This is a genomic window from Methylovulum miyakonense HT12, from assembly GCF_000384075.1.
Lineage (GTDB): Bacteria > Pseudomonadota > Gammaproteobacteria > Methylococcales > Methylomonadaceae > Methylovulum > Methylovulum miyakonense.
This window is the reverse complement of record NZ_KB913025.1, coordinates 3,222,975-3,240,650: the sequence shown is the minus strand read 5'-3', so window position 1 is coordinate 3,240,650 and position 17,676 is coordinate 3,222,975. Positions and strand designations below refer to the sequence as shown.

The following is a 17,676-nucleotide window of genomic DNA, read 5'->3' as shown; positions in this document are numbered from 1 at the left end:
CCAACAATTCAGTCCACCGAACTTGGGTTACACCCACGCTAACCCAACCTACAGAAAAAGCATTAAGGAAACATCATGTTAATCAAATTGAGCGGCGGCACCGTCTACGACCCCGCCGCAGGCATCGCCGGACAACAACAGGACATTTACATCGGAAACGGGCGCATCATCAACCCGCCCGCCGATGCCAAGCCCGATAAAGAATACGACCTAAAAGGCAAAGTGGTGATGTCTGGCGCTATCGACATGCACACCCACATTGGCGGCGGTAAAGGCAATATCGCACGTACCTTGTTACCGGAAGACCACCGGCAAGACCCGGTCGCCAGCACCCATATCTGCCGCTCCGGCTGCGGCCACGCGATGCCCAGCACGTTTGTGACAGGCTACCGCTACGCCGAGATGGGTTATACCGCAGGTTTTGAACCCGCGCTCTTGCCGATCAATGCCCGCCAAGCGCACATGGAAATGGGTGACATCCCGATTTTGGATAAAGGCGGTTACGTCATGCTCGGCAGCGATGATTATCTGCTGCGCATGCTGACGGCTAAAAAAGACCAAAAAGCCATTAACGACTATGTCGCGTGGACGATACAATCCGCCAAAGCCATCGGCATTAAAGTCGTCAATCCCGGCGGCATCAATGCCTTCAAATTCAACCAACGCAAGCTCGATCTGGACGAGCAAAATAGCCATTACGGTGTATCGCCGCGCGAGATTCTGCAAGTGTTGGCAACCGCCGTTAAAGAAATCGGCGTCAGCCATCCGCTGCACGTCCACGGCTGTAACCTCGGCGTACCCGGCAATATGCAAACCACGCTGGACACCATCCAGGGCATTGGTGGCCTGCCCATGCACTTGACGCATATCCAGTTCCACAGTTACGGCACGGAAGGCGATTTCAAGTTCTCGTCCGGCGCGGCGCAGATTGCCGAAGCGGTCAATAAAAACAAGAATATCACGATAGATGTCGGGCAAATCCTGTTCGGGCAAACCGTCACCGCGTCCGGTGACAGCATGCGTCAGCACGCCAACCACAAACATGCCAGCCCGAACAAATGGGTGACGATGGACATCGAATGCGATGCCGGTTGCGGCGTCGTGCCGTTCAAATACAAGGACCAGAACTTCGTTAACGCCTTGCAATGGGCGATAGGCCTGGAAACCTTCCTGCTGGTCGATGACCCGTGGCGCATTTTCCTGACTACCGATCACCCGAACGGCGCGCCGTTCACGTGCTATCCGCATCTGATCCGCTTGCTGATGGATAAATCTTTCCGCAACGACATGCTGGCGACTATCCACCCCGAAGCGCAAAAAATGACTACGCTGGCCTCGATAGACCGCGAATACAGCTTGCAGGAAATCGCCATCATGACCCGCGCCGGCGCAGCCAAACTGATAGGCTTGAAAGACCGCGGCGGGTTAAGCGCCGGTAACTGGGCGGATATCACCGTCTACACCGACAACCCCAACCGTGAACAAATGTTCGAGAAGCCCGATTATGTCTTTAAGGACGGCGAGCTGGTTGTCGTGGACGGCAAAGTCGTTGCTACCAAATGGGGCACCACGCACACCGTTAAACCAGACTTTGACCCATCAGTCGAAAAAGGTTTGAAAGAGTATTTTGACCGTTACCTGACCATGAAACTGGGTAATTTCAAGATTAGCGATGAAGAAATTACTGAAGATGGGCGGGGGAGTATTACGGTGCATCCCTTGAAAGGATAAACCTCCAATGAGACTTCGCAGCATGACAATGAAAGCAATCGGTGCCATTGGAGAGCATCTTGTAAGGCTGAGTTGCTTAAAAAAGATATAGAGGCTTATCGTGCAAATAGCGACACACAATCAGATTGGGATATTGTTGTAGTTTTGCCCAACGACACTGTTAAAAGAATTCAGGTAAAAACTACATTTTTACAAAACATAAAGTAAGAATAATAGTGTTGACCTTAAAGATAGATATGATTTTTTGCTTATTGTGGTCATAGATGAAGACGAAAAATTTTATATCTTATCGAAAGATGAAGCAGAAACTATAAAAGGACAAAAGAAAAAATTAAGCATTTCTTGCAAATCGAACGATTCCTATAAAAAAGTTATAGACGACATTTCTCCACATCTTTCAAAATGGGAAAAGATAGCATGACAACCACTATTCTTGCAGAAACCGCTGCTAGCCTTGCCGAACTCAAAAACAACCCATTGGCAACAGTAGCCTCTGGGGATGGTTTTCCGGTGGCAATACTTGACCATAATGAACCTGCGTTTTATTGCATTCCGGCTAAAGCTTATGAATTATTGCTGGATAAAATCGAAGATGCTGAATTGGCTGCTATTGTTGAATCGAGAAAACTTCAACCGGAAATAGAAGTGGCTTGGGATGAGCTTTAAGCTTCGTTTCAAAGAGCAGGCTTGGCAAGAATGGCATGACCTTGCGCCCAGTATCCGCGAGCAGTTTGCTAAAAAGTTGCATACTCTAAAAGAAAATCCGCGCATAGAAAGTGCGAGGCTTAGTGGCCTTAAAAACTGCTACAAAATCAAGCTGCGTAAAGCGGGTTTCAGATTAGTTTATGAAGTGCGTGACCAAGAGCTGGTCATTTTAGTAGTGGCAATCGGTAAACGGGAGCGCAACGCGGTTTATAAAACAGCGGCGAAGCGGCTATAACCCAACCTGCATCATGTAACTAAGTAACCACATTTGCAAAATGTACAGCGTTGCCATTCAACTATAACAGGCAAAAACCATGCGTTTAGATGAAATAATCCAACAACACGCGAAAACATTATCTCCGGCACACCAAGCGGAAGTATTTGACTTTGTTTTGTTTTTAGAACAAAGACAAGCTCAACATGCAATGATAAATAACCAACAGCAACGCAAAGACCGATTAAAAAATGCGTTGGAAAAGGCTGTCGCGCTGGACATTTTCGCCAATATAGACGGCGTGGCTTGGCAAAATGAGCAACGCCAAGACCGCAATATCGGTTATGACGAATGATGCTGATTGACAGCAACCTAATTATTTACGCGGTACAAGCCGAGTACAAAAATTTGCGTGAATGGATTATTGATAATGAACCTAGCTATTCAATCATTAGCCGCGTCGAAGTGTTGGGTTTTGCGCGTTTACAGCCCATTCAAAAACAAGCCCTTACCGATTTGTTGAATAATTTGGAGGTTATTTACCTCAATCCGAGTTGTTATGAAATTGCCATCGCTTTAAAACAACAGCGCAAAATGTCGTTAGGTGATGCACTGATTGCGGCAACGTGCATTGAAAATAATAAAACCCTAGCCACACGCAATACCGATGATTTCAAATGGATTGAAAACTTTAGTGTTATCAATCCATTATTGTAAAGTTTATGCAACTAATTTAAAAAATATAAAACACTCAACAATGAGCAAAACCCTATGATTATTAACGGTGTAACCATCGACGCAACCTTCGCGGAAGCTTTTCCGATGAAGGCGACCCGCGCCATTATCACGGCGCAGAATGAAAAATGGGCGATGATCGCCGCCCAAGCCATGACAGGCTTTGCCACGTCGGTGATCGCCTGTGGCTGTGAAGCGGGCATTGAACGCACCTTAACGCCCGAAGAAACACCAGACGGTCGCCCTGGCGTGGCGGTGATGATTTTCGCGATGGGCGGGAAAGGCTTGGCGAAGCAATTGGAAACCCGCGCGGGGCAATGTGTACTCACCTCTCCTACTTCGGCTTTATTTGCCGGCATAGAAAGTGACACCAAAATCCCGCTGGGCAAAAACCTACGCTATTTCGGCGACGGCTTCCAAATCGCCAAAGTGATAGCCGGGAAACGCTACTGGCGCGTTCCTGTCATGGACGGCGAATTTTTGACCGAAGCCACCACCGGACAAGTCAGCGCAGTTGGCGGCGGCAATTTCTTGGTGTTGGCAGAATCGCAGCCACAAGCCCTTGCCGCTTGTGAAGCCGCCATCGAAGAAATGAAAAAAATCCCCAACGTCATTATGCCCTTTCCGGGCGGAGTGGTGCGTTCCGGTTCTAAAGTCGGCTCCAAATACAAATCCTTGGGCGCATCCACGAACGATGCTTTTTGCCCGACCTTAAAAGGCATGACCAAAACCGACTTGTCGCCTGAAATCGAATCGGTGATGGAAATCGTCATCGACGGCTTGACCAAAGAAGACATCGACAAAGCCATGCGCGTCGGCATCCAAGCGGTGTGCAATTTGGGCGCGGCGAACGGCATCAAACGCATCAGCGCGGGCAACTACGGCGGCAAACTGGGGCCGTTCCACTTTCATTTACAGGAGATCATGGCATGAGCGCATTGACATTCACATTAAAAATCCGCCCTGACCAGCGCGTGGACATGTCGCCGCTGGTTTGCCAACTCTTGCAAGATAAAGACCCGTCCGACATCGCCGCCATTGAACTGCAAAGCGGCAAACGCAAACTGCGTGTGGATGAATTGTTCAACGTGTCCGGTTCAGACACGCAAAACATCATCATCAAGAACAGCTTCGGAAAATTGGATTTTATCGGCAAGGAACTCGACGGCGGCAGCATTACGGTCGAAGGCGATGCGGGCGCTTATCTGGCGATGGGCATGAAATCCGGCGAAATCAAAATCTCCGGCAATGCGGGTTTGTACGCCGGTTGCGAAATGAAAAAAGGCTATCTGGAAATCGCGGGCGACACTGGCGACTTTTTAGGCGGCGCATTGCCCGGCAACAAAATGGGCATGAAAGGCGGCCTGATTTTGGTCAAAGGCAACGCGGGCGAGCGCGTCGGCGACCATTTGCGGCGCGGCACGATTTTAATCGAAGGCAACGCGGGCGATTACTGCGGCTCGCGCATGACCGCCGGCACCATCGCCGTCATGGGCCAGACCGGACGCTACCTGGGCTATGCGATGCGCCGTGGCACCTTGTTGCTGTGGAACCCGCCAGTTTTATCCCCCAGTTTTAACGACTGCGGCACACATACTTTGGCGTTTTTGCCGATGTTGTTTAAGGCGTTTGCTACGCTCAATTCAAAATTTGCCGACAGCGCGGCGGCATTTAACCGGGTGCAGCGTTATGCAGGGGATATGGCTGAGATGGGGCGTGGGGAAGTTTTGGTTAAAATCTAACCAATCCCCCACCTTAAAAATGCTTGAAAATAAAACAGAAGGCCGCCCAAACGGCTTATGAAAGGGTACAAAAATTCGGCTTATGACCCGTTAATTTTTATATCCGGCCAGCTTTCTGTTACAACTTCATTCCGGCAGGATTGCCGGAATCCACAAGCCAAGGACGGCATCCCATTATAGGCATGCCGTCACTCTCCGGCATAACAACCACAAGCCATTGAATTAAATATAAATAGATCTTAGTAACTTGGCTATAAGACCCCTCATTCGAGCGTGGCATAGCCACCGATTTATAAGATACGTGAAAACGATACAGCTGCAAATGGAGGCAGGGTGGCAAATAAAAAAGTGGCCATGGATTCTTTCTGCGCTTGGGATGGGGAAACATTAGTGCTTAATATCCTCGGCAAACCTAGCGCAAAACAGGATGTAATCGGCAAGGCCAAAGGCAACCAACTTAAAATTAGCGTCACGGCGGCGCCAGTGGGTGGCAAGGCGACCGACCATATGGTCAAGTTTCTGGCTAAAGAGTTCGGGGTCGCCGAAAACGCTATTGAAGTCGTGTTCGGCAGGTTCAATGTAAATAAGCAATTGCGCATTAAGTCACCTAAATGTTTGCCGTCCGTCATCAAGAAGCACTTATCTTAAGTTTGCTAGGGTATCGGGTATACGCGTCGCTTTCCATTTTCGAAGCACTACAGATAATCAACAACCCTAAAAAGATACGCGATACGCCCCCGGCTTGGCTGGTTCCCAGTTATTGCCGTGGATCCCGGCGGTTATCCATCAGCTTTAATCATTGCGGCACGCATACCTTGGCGCTTTGGCCGATGTTGTTTGGCGTTGGCATTGCTAAATTCAACGCTTGCAGAAAGTTCTGCGGTATTGACCGGGTGTGGCGTTATGCGGAGGATATGGCCGAGATGGGATGAGGGGAAGGATGGGTTAGAACGTCGTGGACGGCTTAGCATTTCAGGTTTTGCGCAATAATTTAAGACACCACTATTATCTCTATTAGACATCTTTCCTAAATACAGGCATATCTCAAGTTGACCAATGCAGCCACCAAATTCCAGGTCAGGGAGTAGTTTTTGTGTTTTCCCCGATAAACGTCCTTGACGATCCTGAAAATCTTGCATCGGCGGTTGACATGCTCAATGAAAACCCGCTGTTTTGAAAGGATTTTATTGTGGGCTTTGTCTTCGGCAGAAAGAGGCTTGCCTTTTTGCTTTTTGATAGGCAAAGTCGAATTCCGGTGATGGCCGTGCATCCCTTGGTATCCCGAATCCGCCAACAGGTTGGCTTTAGGGTGCAGCAACAGGCGGCAGCCTTTGAAGACGGCAAAGTCGTGTTGCCGCCCTTTGCCCACCACTACGGACAGGATGGCCAGCGTCAACGCGCAGATGACCAACTGGGCCTTAACCGTGTGGCGTTTTTTTTCCTGAGTAGAAGGCTTTCTGGCCTTTGACGGGGCGTTCGATGGGCTGTTCCGACACGTCAACGGCCAAGGTGGCGGCAGGGTCTTCCAACAGCGCCTTGCGCTTGGGGAGCCTTTCAATTTTGACCAACTGCCTGGCAGTGCGCGAATACACTTTATGGCAATACGACTCGCTGATGCCAAAGACCGCCCCTAAGTTTATCAAGGTCGGATAGTGGCGGAGGTAATAAAGTGTCAGTAGCAGGCGGTCTTCCGCTGCCAGTTTACTGTCCTTCCGGCCTCGCCGTGTCAGCGGGCTGAGGTTTTTTTGTTCGCTGATGTAAGCGCACAGCTTGCCGTTGAGATGCTGGAAATTTTCCTTTGACAGCCCGACCAGCCGTTTGAATTCTTCGGGGTTGTCGGTGGGCAGCTGGGCATAGGTTTTCATGGCTTTTGGGCGGCATCAGGAAGGTTGCCCATTTTAACCTTATTGGGGTTTATTTAATCTGTATTATTTAGGAAAGATGTCTATTAGGAACAGGAGCACCCCATCATCGCAACCAGATTATTCTATGAATGAAAATGATCCAGTGCAGCCATGCGTAGCGGTATGCACTGAGAAAAAAAGCGCGTCAATTGATGCCAATCAGGGACGCATCGCAGGCCTGGATGGTCTTAGAGCCCTCTCTGTCATGGCTGTATTCCTACACCACACCGGTTTAGTTCCAATTCATGGAGGCTTTATCGGGGTTGATGTGTTCTTCGTTTTAAGCGGATACCTTATCACTATGCTGCTAATCCGTGAATACGATAAAAAAGGGAAAATTGAGTTTGCGCTATTTTATTTGCGGCGGACACGCCGCCTATATCCTGCCTTACTGTTTTTCCTGTTTTCTATTGCAATATATGCATGGATTTTCAAGCCGCCATTCGATACGTCCTTAGAGATAATCCCCGCATTACTGTATGTTATGAACTGGGTATGTGCATTCGGAAGTTACGATGCCGTAATGACTGGACATACTTGGTCATTGGCCATTGAACAACAGTTTTATCTTCTATGGCCGATTGTCCTTACCCTACTTTTTAGGCTTTGTCCTCAGCATAGGATCACTGTCCTAATAAATTTGACCATCATAGTCATTTTGTGGAGAGTTTATCTGACCAATATACATACCTCACCCTCAAGGACTTATTGTGGTTTCGACACCCATTCCGATGGCCTTTTAATGGGCGCATTACTTGCCCATATACGAAGGTCATGGATGGAAAAACTTGGAAAAGCCTGGACAATCGCTGTGGCTTATTTAATTTTCGTCCTGTCAACAAACTCAGGTAACGATTTCGCCGTAACATCTGTCGGATTTGCCATGACTGCCGTTGCATCTGCAACCCTAATTGCAAAAATTCTGGTTGCCCAACAGAGCCAGTTAACACATCTGCTTGATTGGCCCCCACTCGCTGGTTTAGGCGTTATATCCTACGGTTTTTATCTTTGGCATTATGCCGTTATTCATGTCCTGCTTTATAGCGGCTACGAACAATTGGGTGCGTTTTTCGGTGGGTTCGCTTACCCGGACACAGCCATGCTAGCCAGCGCCTTCGCCGTTACGTTAGCCATAACCCTAGCCTCATGGTTTTTAATTGAATCGCCAATCCTTAAATACCGAAAAAACCGTAACTTGTAAAACCGTTGGGATAGGGTGACAAACCCAACAACGCATAACTATCCAATTCCGGCAAGGATTTTCTCGAAACATAAAAAATCCCCCTTTCGGAACCTGACTTGGCCTGCGTTACGGTACCCAAGCTTTTCGTAGAACCTAAGCGCCCTTGGGTTCTTCGAGAAAGCATCCAACCTCATAATCCGATGTCCTGACTGCACGGCACTTGCTTCGGCATATTCCATGAGCAATCGGGCAAGGCCTTTGCCTTCCCATTCGGGGCAAACCATGAGCCGGTGGACAACCGCCACTGGCCAGCCCCTGAACGTCCATGGGACTTCGCTGTATTCAGGGTCTTGATACCCGTTCAACACAAATGCCCCGGCCACCGTTCCATGATGGCAAGCGACAAAGGCCGCACCGCTTCGGACATCAGCTTCAACAATGGCCAAGCCAGGGTAAACTTCATCCCACTGGTCGATATTTTGACGGCGCATATGCCCGATACAGGCGCGGGTTAGCACCAGCAAACCGTGGATATCTTTGGATGCGGCCTTGCCAATCTTAATGCCATCAACATCCACGGTAAATCGCTTCCCTTCCTTGCTATGGGGCATTATATGGCCCGCTGACCTTAGTTTCCCCTGCCAAAACAGGGCTTTTTGGAAACGGGCACTTAACACCCAATATGTAATAACGGGCTTTACATCAATAAAAAGTAATCGCCACTGGCGTTATAAACCACCGAAGTTACGCCGCTAAGGCCAATTTGGAAATCCTGTGCGGCATTGAAACTCCCGTCCGTATTCAGGTCGATCTGCAAAACACCGCCCGTGAAGGCAAGCCCGTTGGTGGCATTAATGGACGGGCCGACGGAAGTGTTGGTGATTAACGAAGACAGGCTGCCGCCGCCCAGTTGTAGCAGGTTCTCAATGGCGCCGCTGAAATCCAACCGGTCACCGACGCCACCGATGACCGTGTCGGAACCACCGGCTTCCAAATCACCGCTGGCTAGAGCAGAAGCCGTGTAGACTATTTGGTCGGTCCCTACCTCGCCGTTAAAGGTGTCCGCACCAGCCCCGCCATTCAGAGAATCGTTGCCATTGCCGCCATTCAGCGTGTCGTCGCCTAGGCCTCCGTATAAGCTGTCATTGCCCGCATCGCCGTTTAAAATGTCATTGCCAGTGCCGCCGTTCAAGGTATTGTTGCCAATATTGCCGGTCAGCGTGTCGTTGAAATTGCCACCGGCCAGATTTTCGAAGTTGGCCAAGGTGTCGCTGCCAGCCCCGCCGGTGGCGCTACCTGTAGCGAGGTTGGCGATGACTGCCGCGCTGGCCGAGGTGTACGACGCGGTGTCGTTGCCGTCACCACCATCCAGGATGTCGGCGCCGCTGCCACCTGTGATGCTGTTGTTGTCATCGTCACCCGTGATGGTGTCGCTGAAACTGCTGCCGAGCAGGTTCTCAATGTTGGTTAAGGTGTCGCTACCGGCTCCGCCAGTGACAGTAGCAGTCACTAAATTGGCTATGATACCCGCACTGGCCGAGGCATAAGACGCCGTGTCGTTGCCATCCCCGCCATCCAAAGAGTCATTGCCAAGTCCGCCTAGTAAGGTGTCATTGCCGCCGCCACCTTCGAGCAGGTTGCCGCCAGAGTTGCCAGTCAGGATGTCATTGAAATGGCTTCCGATAAGGTTCTCGAAATTAACCAAGGTGTCGGTACCGGCCCCGACAGTGTTTTGCGCGGCAGCCAAGCCCAGGTTCACAACCACGCCTGCCGAGGCTCCGCCATAGGCTGCCGTGTCTATGCCATCGCCCCCATCCAGGGTATCGTTGCCAAGCCCGCCGCTGAGGGTGTTGTCACCAGCATTACCCGTGAGGCTGTCGTTGAAATCACTGCCGATAAGGTTCTCGATGCTGGTGAGGGTGTCGTTACCGGCACCACCCGTGGCATTGCCGGTCGCCAGATTAACGGTGACCGCCGATGATGCCGATGCATAGGTGGCGGTGTCATTCCCGCTTCCCCCGTTCAGGGTGTCGTCGCCATCTTCGCCGCTGAGGAGGTTATCCCCATTGTTGCCAGTGAGCGTGTCATTGAAGTTGCTGCCAATGAGGTTTTCGAAATTCAACAACTTATCGCTCCCAGCCCCTCCGGTGTTCTGTACGCCCAACAAACCCAGGTTAACCGCCACCCCTGCCGAGGCGTTGAGGTAAGACACGGTGTCAATGCCGTCACCACCATCAAGGATATTGTTAGCGGCAGTGCCAATAAAGCTGTCGTTGAAATTGCCGCCGATCAGGTTTTCGATGCTGGTGAGGGTATCGGTGCCTGCTGCGCCCGTATTTTGTGCCGTGGCCAAGCTAAGGTTCACCCTGACCCCCGCTCCGGCATTGAGGTAGGAAGCCGTGTCATTACCGTCCGCCCCATCCAGGCTGTCATTGCCGTTACCGCCGCTTAGGACATTGTTACCACTGTTACCGGTTAACGTGTCATTGAAATTGCTACCAATGAGGTTCTCGATGCTGACGAACGTGTCGGTATCCGTGCCGCTGGTGGCCGTGTTGCTTGCCAGATTGGCCGTGACCGCCACGGCCGCCGAACCGTAAGCAGCGGTGTCGTTGCCAGTGCCGCCATTTAAGGTGTCGTCGCCGCCTTCGCCGCTAAGGAGGTTATCCCCGTTGTTGCCAGTGAGGGTGTCATTGAAGTTGCTGCCGATGAGGTTTTCAAAATGGCTGACCGTGTCGCTGCCGGCCCCGCCAGTGTTTTGTGCGGTGTTGATTGCCAAGCTTATGGTAATGGCGGCGGTGGCATTGAGGTAAGACAAGGTGTCGTTGCCTGCACCGCCATCAAGGAGATTATTGCCGTCATTGCCGGTGAGGGTGTCGTTGTAGCCGCTGCCAATGAGGTTTTCGATGTTCGACAGGTTGTCGTTGCCGGCACCCAAGGTGTTCTGCCATTCCCAGCCCGCGAACCCTAGGCTAACGCTTACCCCGGCCCCTGCATTGGCATAAGTCGCCGTGTCATTGCCGTCACCGCCGTTCATGCTGTCATCGCCCGCCCCGCCTTCCAGCGAGTCATCCCCAGCCTGCCCGGAGAGGTTATCGTTGCCGTTCCCACCGGTTAGGCTGTCATTGCCCTCACCGCTATAAAGGCTATCGTTGCCATCACCACCGTCCAGGATGTCATTTCCAGCCAAGCCGTCAGCGTCCCCATAGATGACATCGTTACCTTCCCTGCCATAAATTTTATCGTCGCCTGCCCGGCCCTCGATGTAATTGTTCCCGCTATCGCCAGTGAGCGTATCGTTGAAACCGCTGCCGATGACCGCTTCAAAGTTGCTAAGCGTGTCGTTGCCATCGCCGCCAGTGGCATTGCCAGTCAGCAGGTTCACGGTGACACCGGCGGTGGCGTCCGTGTAGTAAAGGGTGTCTTGCCCGTCGCCGCCATCCAAAATATCGTTGCCTGCACCACCATTGATAGTGTCGTCATCGGCACCGCCGTTCAGCGTATCGGCACCACCGTTACCCCAAAGGCTGTCGTTGCCGTCGCCACCGTTCACGGTGTCATTGCCCGTCAGGCCATCGTAGCCACCATCCCCTGACAGGTTGTCGTTACCGCCGCCGCCCTCCAGAAGGTCATCACCGCCACCTCCGGCGATGCCGTCGTTGCCGTTGCCGCCATCCAAGGTATCATTGCCCGCCACGCCGTAACTATCACCGGAAAGGTTGTCGTTGCCCTCCCCGCCATAGATATGGTCGCTTCCGCCACGGCCTTCGAAGTAATTATTCCCGGCATCGCCTGTAAGGGTGTCGTCGAATCCGCTGCCCACCAATTGTTCGATATGGCTAAGCGTGTCAAGGCCGGAACCGCCCGTATCCTGTTCCGCACTTACTAGCAGGCTCACTGTGACAGCTGCGCTGGCGGTATCGTACCAAGCGGTGTCGGTGCCATCGCCGCCGTCCAATTTGTCATTGCCGTCACCGCCGTTCAAATTGTCGTTGCCAATCCCGGCACTCAAAATATCATTGCCTAATTCTCCGTTCAGGTTGTCGTCCCCTGCCCCGCCAACCAGTTTGTCATCGCCGGCTTGCCCATATAAGGTGTCGTTGCCGTCGCCACCGTCCAATTTATCGTTGCCGTCGCCGCCATAGAGGGTGTCGCTTCCAGTGCCCCCGCCCAAAGTGTCATTGCCAATTTCCCCGACCAAGCTGTCGTTGCCAGTTCCGCCAATTAAATTGTCGTTGCCGTCACCACCATAAAGCGTGTCGTTACCGGCCCCGCCGTCCAAAATATCGGCGTAACTGCCATCGCCACCATAGAGGTTATCGTTGCCGACATCACCGTAAAGTTTATCGCTGCCTAGGCCGCCAAATACGTCATTGTTTAAAGCGTTGCCATAGAGGGTGTCGCTGTAACGGCTGCCAGTGAGGTTTTCAATGTTGAGTAAGGTATCGGTACCATCGCCGCCAGTGTTTTGTGCGGCGGCCAGCTTTAAGTCCACGGTCACGCCAGCCGCCGCCGTCTCGTAGCTGGCACGGTCAATACCGTTACCGCCATCCAACAAGTCATTGCCACTGCCGCCGTTCAACAGGTCGTCGTCAGCTTCACCGTAAAGTTTGTCATTGCCATTACCGCCGAGCAGGGTGTCATTCCCCTCCCCGCCCAGTAATGTATCGTTGCCAGTGCCACCTTCCAGATGGTCGTTTCCGGCCAGTCCATTGATCCAGTCGTTTTCGATGCCGCCGATAAGCCAGTCATTATTGGAATTGCCAAGTATTTTTGCCATGGTAGATACCTCTTTCAATTATTATTAGAATGGGTGCTTACTTACAAAATCAATGGATTATACAACTACGGGGCATAATAGCTTATGTTTTTCAGGCGATGGGCCAAACCCGTAATTCGGCATGGAGACCCAAACCGGATCCGGCCCTTTCGATCAGCAATCTGATGGCAGTGCAGTGCCTGTTTGCGGACGGGATTTCCCGTCCAAGCGCCGGGGCTTTTCCTGGAGGTTAGGTTATCCGCCTGTTTTTCTAGGTATCGGCGCCGCCTTGGGTTTAAGGCCTACGATGGCGGCGAATGTCCGCCAAATAGCTTAGGCCTGGCCTTTTGGAGCTCTGTTTGCCACTGCGGGCTATTTCAATGATAATCACAACAGCCGTTGCAGGTATTTTAGGGGTTGCCTAATTGGCCCATGATACAAAATATCGTAACGGCTTTTTATTTTGTCTTGCCTTAAATTTAGTGGCCAAAACTCAAAGCAAAATGATGAACGGATTCTTGGCTAGGGGAAAATTATGAATTGTCGTCTAGCTTTTGTTGCAACGCTGTTTTTAGCCGCTTTCTCGTAGGATTATTGACCGGCTCCAGTCCAGTGAAATCAGGACGGGGTTGCTGCAAATGACGAATGCGGCCAAGCGTATCGAACTGGGCAAATCCAGCCTTAAAGCATTGGGCGTGCTGTAAGATTTATATTTGCCCATCATTCTAACAAACCCGCTCAGGGCCGGTAACTTCAGATGCTATACGGCTTGCGGGCAATCATTCTCCAGATTAAGGAACCCTATGAAGCTCTACGACTACCCAAAATCAGGCAATGGCTACAAAGCAAGGCTGTTGCTGGCGCAGCTGAACCAGCCTTATGACTACATACCGCTGGACATTTTGCGCGGTGAAACCCGGACGGACAGTTTTTTGCAGAAAAACCCCAATGGCAGGATTCCCCTGCTCGAACTGGACGACGGGACATTCTTGCCGGAATCCAATGCGATTTTGTTTTTCCTCGCCCAAGGTTCCAGGTATTGGCCCAGCGCAACGCTTGAGCAGGCGCAAGTCCTGCAATGGCTGTTCTTTGAGCAATATAGCCATGAGCCGAATATCGCCACGGCACGTTTTTGGTTGTCCATCAAGGGCTTGGAGGACACGCCATTCAACAACGGATTGCTCGCACAAAAACAAAAGCAAGGCCGTGCCGCCCTTGAGGTCATGGAAACCCACCTCAACAACCGTCCGTTCTTTGTCGGCGACCGTTACACCATCGCCGATATGGCGCTGTATGCCTACACCCATGTGGCTGGCGAGGGAGGCTTCACTTTATCGGATTACCCTAACGTCAGCCATTGGCTAGGCCGGGTCTGCGGGCAGCCGGGCCACGTCACCCTGGGGCAATGGCAAAGTGCTGCCAGTTGATATGATGGCCTTTGTGCTAGCGCCATTGCCGGCCATGACCTTAGCACCGCTAACCCAGGGAGAATGCCCATGAAGCCACCCTTGGCCTATTGCCTGTTTGAGACGGCGTTGGGGTGGTGCGCCATTGCTTGGCGGGAACCAGGCAGCCCTGAAGCCACGCCTGCCGTGGCCTTGTTACAGCTTCCCGAGGCCACGCCGGAGCTGACCGGACAGAGGATCGTGCGGGATGGCGGCACCCACCCATCAGACCCGCCACCTTATCTTTCCCGGATTATCAGGAAAGTTGGCAGGCACTTCAATGGCGATCCCCAAGATTTTCAAGACATCGTCCTGGATTTGGGCGGCGCCGGCCCGTTTGCACAACAAGTCTATGCCGCCGCCCGCACCATCCCGGCAGGCGAGACCCGGACTTACGGTGAACTGGCCAAAGCGATGGGCTGCCCGGCGGCGGCCCGTGCCGTTGGCCAAGCCTTGGGCAAGAATCCGGTCGCGCTCATCATCCCCTGCCATCGTGTCCTCGCTTCCGGTGGCAAGCCCGGCGGGTTTTCCGCACCTGGCGGGCTGGCGACCAAAATACGGATGTTGGCGGCCGAAGGTGCGGCTGCCGGATTGCCGGTGACGCTTAAATAGCAGAGGGGCTTGTATTGACTATATCAATTGTTTTAATAGGAACAATCAATTTTTTAATAAGCCGCACAGCCGTTAGACTATCCATCAACTGGACGGGAACAGGGTAAGCAGCCCCCATTTTCCCCGCCCGCATTTTTCACCAAAACCAGAGGCACTGAGCATGGCAAATGAAGGTTATCACGAACCCATTGACGAATTGTCCGATGCGACCCGCGACATGCACCGGGCGATCACGTCACTGATGGAAGAACTGGAAGCGGTTGATTGGTATAACCAACGGGTCGATGCCTGCAAGGACACCGAACTGAAAGCGATACTCGCGCATAACCGCGATGAGGAAAAAGAACACGCGGCGATGGTGCTGGAATGGATACGCCGCAAAGACCCGAAATTCGACCATGAACTGCGCGATTACCTGTTCACCGACAAGCCTATCGCGCATTGAAACCTTGGACTACACCAACCCTAATAACCGGAGCAATGACATGAGCTTAACCGTACCTAATGTAATTTTTAAAACCCGCGTCCGCGATGAAAGCATCGGCGGCGACAACCCCTTCCGCTGGCAAGATGTCAGCACCGACGATATTTTCAAAGGCAAGAAAATCGTTGTCCTGGCCTTGCCCGGCGCGTTCACGCCCACCTGCTCCAGCACCCATTTGCCGGGCTTTGAAGCCAAATACCCAGAAATCATCGCCCAAGGCGTTGATGAAGTGTATTGCCTGAGCGTCAACGACGCCTTCACGATGTTCCAATGGGGCAAGCATTTGGGCATCAAGAACGTCAAGATGTTGCCGGATGGAAACGGCGATTTCACCCGCGGCATGGGCATGTTGGTGAAAAAAGAGAACCTGGGCTTTGGCTACCGTTCATGGCGTTATGCGATGTTGGTGGACGATAAGGCCATCGTCAAAGTGTTCAGCGAACCTGGCATAGCCGATAACCACCCCGAAGACCCGTTCACCGTCAGTGATGCGGACACGATGTTGGCTTATTTAAAACAGTAGTGGGTCAGAACCGGAGCGCGGACATCCTGTCCGCCATCTGTTGCGGTCAAGATGACCACGCTCCAACTTCATAACAGGCAAGAGAATGCACATGACAAATTACGATTACGGCCTGTTCGTGATAGGCGCAGGATCAGGCGGAGTCCGTGCCGCACGGATGGCGGCGGGGATGGGCGTGCGGGTGGCGATTGCCGAAAACCGGTATTTTGGCGGCACCTGCGTCAATGTCGGTTGCGTGCCCAAAAAACTGTTCGTCTACGCCTCGCACTTCCACGAAGATTTTCGGGCCGCTAAAGGCTTCGGCTGGACAGTCGGCGGGGCGCAATTTGATTGGCCACGTTTGCTGGCGAATAAAAACCAGGAGATCAACCGGCTACAAGGCATTTATGAAAACCTGCTGGACAATGCCGGCGTGACGATTTATGAAGGCCAAGCCAGTTTGGTGGATGCCCATACCGTGCGTGTCGGCGACCAGCAATACCGTTGCGGACGTATCCTGATCGCCACGGGCGGCTGGCCTGCCATACCCGACATGCCGGGCAAGGAACACATCGTCTCCTCCAATGAAATGTTTGCGTTGGAGGTGCTGCCGAAACGTATCCTGATCGTCGGCGGCGGTTATATCGCCGTGGAATTTGCGGGCATCATGCACGGTTTGGGCGTGGAAACGACCTTGTGCTATCGCGGCGATAAATTGCTGCGTGGCTTTGATGAAGACATCAGGGACTTTGTTGTCCAGGAAATGCGGAAAAAAGGCATCGACATCCTGCTCAACACACAGATCAACGCCATAGCAAAAACAGCAAGCGGGTTTACCGCACAGACCGAAGAAGGCACTACCCTTGATGCGGATTTGGTGTTATACGCCACCGGCAGGGCACCGAACATCGCCGGGCTGGGGCTGGAAGCGTTGGGCGTGGAACTGGGTGAAAGCGGCGCAATCAAGGTCAATGAAAGTTATCAGACCAACATCCCGTCCATTTACGCCTTGGGCGACGTGACCCACCGGATCAACCTGACCCCGGTCGCGACCGCCGAAGCCATGGCCTTAGTGAACGGGCTTTATTCAGACAAACGGACACCCGTGGATTATGACAATATCCCCACCGCCGTTTTTTGCCAACCCAATGTCGGCACGGTGGGTTTGACTGAAACCGAAGCGAGGAAGCGTTTCGACGATATTGCCGTGTTTAAGTCCGTGTTCACACCGATGAAACATACGCTCTCAGGCTTAGGCGAAAAGACCTTGATGAAAATGATCGTCCGGCGCAGCACGGATAAGGTGTTGGGCATCCACATGGTCGGCGCGGACGCCGGGGAAATCATCCAAGGCATGGCGGTGGCGATACGCGCGGGAGCCACCAAAGCCGTATTTGACTCGACCATCGGCATCCATCCGACGGCGGCCGAAGAATTTGTGACCATGCGCAAGCCAGTTGATTGATTTTTGTCCACGAAAAGCACGAACAAAATACGGGGGCTTGGATTGTTTCGTGTGGCTCAATTGGGGATACTCGCTGGAACGGGTTTGTAACCCATGCCGTTAAGTTAATATATAACTAATGAAAATCAATTTGTTACGCTTATGTATGTTGGGTTAGCGATAGCGTAACCCAACAATAGGCGCATTTAGGAGACA

General features: G+C 52.2%; 19 protein-coding genes. 14 read left to right on the top strand and 5 right to left on the bottom strand.

The features are described from left to right. Positions 1–75 precede the first annotated feature (75 nt). The 8 genes from METMI_RS0115955 to METMI_RS0115920 all read left to right on the top strand — a co-directional run bounded on the left by METMI_RS0115955 (position 76) and on the right by METMI_RS0115920 (position 5,775). Positions 76–1,731: a formylmethanofuran dehydrogenase subunit A gene (locus tag METMI_RS0115955; RefSeq protein ID WP_019867298.1), complete on the top strand. Its 1,656-nt coding sequence runs from the start codon at positions 76–78 to the stop codon at positions 1,729–1,731. A 417-nt stretch (positions 1,732–2,148) separates the two neighbouring features. Beyond that, positions 2,149–2,397 carry a type II toxin-antitoxin system Phd/YefM family antitoxin gene (locus METMI_RS0115950; protein WP_019867297.1) on the top strand — a complete coding sequence of 83 codons (249 nt, stop codon included), beginning with the start codon at positions 2,149–2,151 and terminating at the stop codon, positions 2,395–2,397. Continuing rightward, positions 2,387–2,671 carry a type II toxin-antitoxin system RelE family toxin gene (locus METMI_RS0115945; protein WP_019867296.1) on the top strand — a complete coding sequence of 95 codons (285 nt, stop codon included), beginning with the start codon at positions 2,387–2,389 and terminating at the stop codon, positions 2,669–2,671. Before METMI_RS0115950 ends, METMI_RS0115945 begins: the two co-directional genes overlap by 11 nt. Before the next feature lie 79 nt (positions 2,672–2,750). Next, positions 2,751–3,005 (top strand): hypothetical protein, encoded by a 255-nt coding sequence (locus tag METMI_RS0115940; protein WP_019867295.1) that lies wholly within the window; start codon positions 2,751–2,753, stop codon positions 3,003–3,005. Next, positions 3,002–3,367 carry a type II toxin-antitoxin system VapC family toxin gene (locus METMI_RS0115935; RefSeq protein WP_019867294.1) on the top strand — a complete coding sequence of 122 codons (366 nt, stop codon included), beginning with the start codon at positions 3,002–3,004 and terminating at the stop codon, positions 3,365–3,367. Before METMI_RS0115940 ends, METMI_RS0115935 begins: the two co-directional genes overlap by 4 nt. Before the next feature lie 54 nt (positions 3,368–3,421). Continuing rightward, the gene (fhcD, locus tag METMI_RS0115930) at positions 3,422–4,318 is read left to right on the top strand and encodes a formylmethanofuran--tetrahydromethanopterin N-formyltransferase (protein WP_019867293.1); all 897 of its coding nucleotides are present in this window, start codon (positions 3,422–3,424) and stop codon (positions 4,316–4,318) included. Next, positions 4,315–5,127 carry a formylmethanofuran dehydrogenase subunit C gene (locus METMI_RS0115925; RefSeq protein WP_019867292.1) on the top strand — a complete coding sequence of 271 codons (813 nt, stop codon included), beginning with the start codon at positions 4,315–4,317 and terminating at the stop codon, positions 5,125–5,127. The genes fhcD and METMI_RS0115925 overlap by 4 nt, the downstream gene beginning before the upstream one ends. 333 nt (positions 5,128–5,460) lie before the next feature. Then, positions 5,461–5,775, top strand: coding sequence for a DUF167 domain-containing protein (locus METMI_RS0115920; RefSeq protein WP_019867291.1), 315 nt, complete (start codon positions 5,461–5,463; stop codon positions 5,773–5,775). A 379-nt stretch (positions 5,776–6,154) separates the two neighbouring features. Here METMI_RS0115920 and METMI_RS27935 read toward each other — a convergent pair whose 3' ends face one another. Together METMI_RS27935 and METMI_RS27930 are read right to left on the bottom strand one after the other, a co-directional pair. Further along, positions 6,155–6,538 (bottom strand): IS5/IS1182 family transposase, encoded by a 384-nt coding sequence (locus METMI_RS27935; RefSeq protein WP_019864421.1) that lies wholly within the window; start codon positions 6,536–6,538, stop codon positions 6,155–6,157. Between the two features lie 7 nt (positions 6,539–6,545). After that, positions 6,546–6,992, bottom strand: a complete 447-nt coding sequence (locus METMI_RS27930; RefSeq protein ID WP_019864420.1) for a transposase family protein — start codon at positions 6,990–6,992, stop codon at positions 6,546–6,548. Positions 6,993–7,116: 124 nt separating this feature from the next. Here METMI_RS27930 and METMI_RS24335 point away from each other — a divergent pair, with 124 nt between their 5' ends. Next, complete coding sequence (locus METMI_RS24335; protein WP_019867290.1) at positions 7,117–8,232, top strand: acyltransferase family protein; 1,116 nt, start codon at positions 7,117–7,119, stop codon at positions 8,230–8,232. A gap of 38 nt (positions 8,233–8,270) precedes the next feature. Here METMI_RS24335 and METMI_RS0115905 read toward each other — a convergent pair whose 3' ends face one another. The 3 genes from METMI_RS0115905 to METMI_RS27070 all read right to left on the bottom strand — a co-directional run bounded on the left by METMI_RS0115905 (position 8,271) and on the right by METMI_RS27070 (position 13,697). Beyond that, positions 8,271–8,825: a GNAT family N-acetyltransferase gene (locus tag METMI_RS0115905; protein ID WP_019867289.1), complete on the bottom strand. Its 555-nt coding sequence runs from the start codon at positions 8,823–8,825 to the stop codon at positions 8,271–8,273. Positions 8,826–8,911: 86 nt separating this feature from the next. Continuing rightward, positions 8,912–12,994 (bottom strand): beta strand repeat-containing protein, encoded by a 4,083-nt coding sequence (locus METMI_RS27075; RefSeq protein WP_019867288.1) that lies wholly within the window; start codon positions 12,992–12,994, stop codon positions 8,912–8,914. A gap of 550 nt (positions 12,995–13,544) precedes the next feature. Beyond that, positions 13,545–13,697, bottom strand: coding sequence for a hypothetical protein (locus METMI_RS27070; protein WP_156829875.1), 153 nt, complete (start codon positions 13,695–13,697; stop codon positions 13,545–13,547). Between the two features lie 79 nt (positions 13,698–13,776). Here METMI_RS27070 and METMI_RS0115890 point away from each other — a divergent pair, with 79 nt between their 5' ends. The 5 genes from METMI_RS0115890 to gor all read left to right on the top strand — a co-directional run bounded on the left by METMI_RS0115890 (position 13,777) and on the right by gor (position 17,481). After that, positions 13,777–14,400 carry a glutathione S-transferase family protein gene (locus METMI_RS0115890; protein WP_019867286.1) on the top strand — a complete coding sequence of 208 codons (624 nt, stop codon included), beginning with the start codon at positions 13,777–13,779 and terminating at the stop codon, positions 14,398–14,400. 69 nt (positions 14,401–14,469) lie between these two features. Continuing rightward, positions 14,470–15,030 carry a methylated-DNA--[protein]-cysteine S-methyltransferase gene (locus METMI_RS0115885; RefSeq protein ID WP_019867285.1) on the top strand — a complete coding sequence of 187 codons (561 nt, stop codon included), beginning with the start codon at positions 14,470–14,472 and terminating at the stop codon, positions 15,028–15,030. A 160-nt stretch (positions 15,031–15,190) separates the two neighbouring features. Continuing rightward, the gene (locus tag METMI_RS0115880; protein ID WP_019867284.1) at positions 15,191–15,475 is read left to right on the top strand and encodes an encapsulin-associated ferritin-like protein; all 285 of its coding nucleotides are present in this window, start codon (positions 15,191–15,193) and stop codon (positions 15,473–15,475) included. A 40-nt stretch (positions 15,476–15,515) separates the two neighbouring features. Next, positions 15,516–16,037: a peroxiredoxin gene (locus tag METMI_RS0115875; RefSeq protein ID WP_019867283.1), complete on the top strand. Its 522-nt coding sequence runs from the start codon at positions 15,516–15,518 to the stop codon at positions 16,035–16,037. A gap of 91 nt (positions 16,038–16,128) precedes the next feature. Further along, positions 16,129–17,481 (top strand): glutathione-disulfide reductase, encoded by a 1,353-nt coding sequence (gene gor / locus METMI_RS0115870; protein WP_029151749.1) that lies wholly within the window; start codon positions 16,129–16,131, stop codon positions 17,479–17,481. The last annotated feature ends 195 nt before the right edge of the window (positions 17,482–17,676 follow it).

Bases quoted from the DNA above. Each gene is read 5' to 3' on its own strand.
- METMI_RS0115925 (WP_019867292.1), top strand. From the start codon at position 4,315: ATGAGCGCATTGACATTCACATTAAAAATCCGCCCTGACCAGCGCGTG.
- METMI_RS0115950 (WP_019867297.1), top strand. From the start codon at position 2,149: ATGACAACCACTATTCTTGCAGAAACCGCTGCTAGCCTTGCCGAACTC.
- METMI_RS0115890 (WP_019867286.1), top strand. From the start codon at position 13,777: ATGAAGCTCTACGACTACCCAAAATCAGGCAATGGCTACAAAGCAAGG.
- METMI_RS0115905 (WP_019867289.1), bottom strand. From the start codon at position 8,825: ATGCCCCATAGCAAGGAAGGGAAGCGATTTACCGTGGATGTTGATGGC.
- METMI_RS0115940 (WP_019867295.1), top strand. From the start codon at position 2,751: ATGCGTTTAGATGAAATAATCCAACAACACGCGAAAACATTATCTCCG.
- gor (WP_029151749.1), top strand. From the start codon at position 16,129: ATGACAAATTACGATTACGGCCTGTTCGTGATAGGCGCAGGATCAGGC.
- METMI_RS0115955 (WP_019867298.1), top strand. From the start codon at position 76: ATGTTAATCAAATTGAGCGGCGGCACCGTCTACGACCCCGCCGCAGGC.
- METMI_RS27930 (WP_019864420.1), bottom strand. From the start codon at position 6,992: ATGAAAACCTATGCCCAGCTGCCCACCGACAACCCCGAAGAATTCAAA.
- METMI_RS27070 (WP_156829875.1), bottom strand. From the start codon at position 13,697: ATGATGGGCAAATATAAATCTTACAGCACGCCCAATGCTTTAAGGCTG.
- METMI_RS0115945 (WP_019867296.1), top strand. From the start codon at position 2,387: ATGAGCTTTAAGCTTCGTTTCAAAGAGCAGGCTTGGCAAGAATGGCAT.
- METMI_RS27075 (WP_019867288.1), bottom strand. From the start codon at position 12,994: ATGGCAAAAATACTTGGCAATTCCAATAATGACTGGCTTATCGGCGGC.
- METMI_RS0115875 (WP_019867283.1), top strand. From the start codon at position 15,516: ATGAGCTTAACCGTACCTAATGTAATTTTTAAAACCCGCGTCCGCGAT.
- METMI_RS24335 (WP_019867290.1), top strand. From the start codon at position 7,117: ATGAATGAAAATGATCCAGTGCAGCCATGCGTAGCGGTATGCACTGAG.
- METMI_RS0115935 (WP_019867294.1), top strand. From the start codon at position 3,002: ATGATGCTGATTGACAGCAACCTAATTATTTACGCGGTACAAGCCGAG.
- METMI_RS0115880 (WP_019867284.1), top strand. From the start codon at position 15,191: ATGGCAAATGAAGGTTATCACGAACCCATTGACGAATTGTCCGATGCG.
- METMI_RS0115885 (WP_019867285.1), top strand. From the start codon at position 14,470: ATGAAGCCACCCTTGGCCTATTGCCTGTTTGAGACGGCGTTGGGGTGG.
- fhcD (WP_019867293.1), top strand. From the start codon at position 3,422: ATGATTATTAACGGTGTAACCATCGACGCAACCTTCGCGGAAGCTTTT.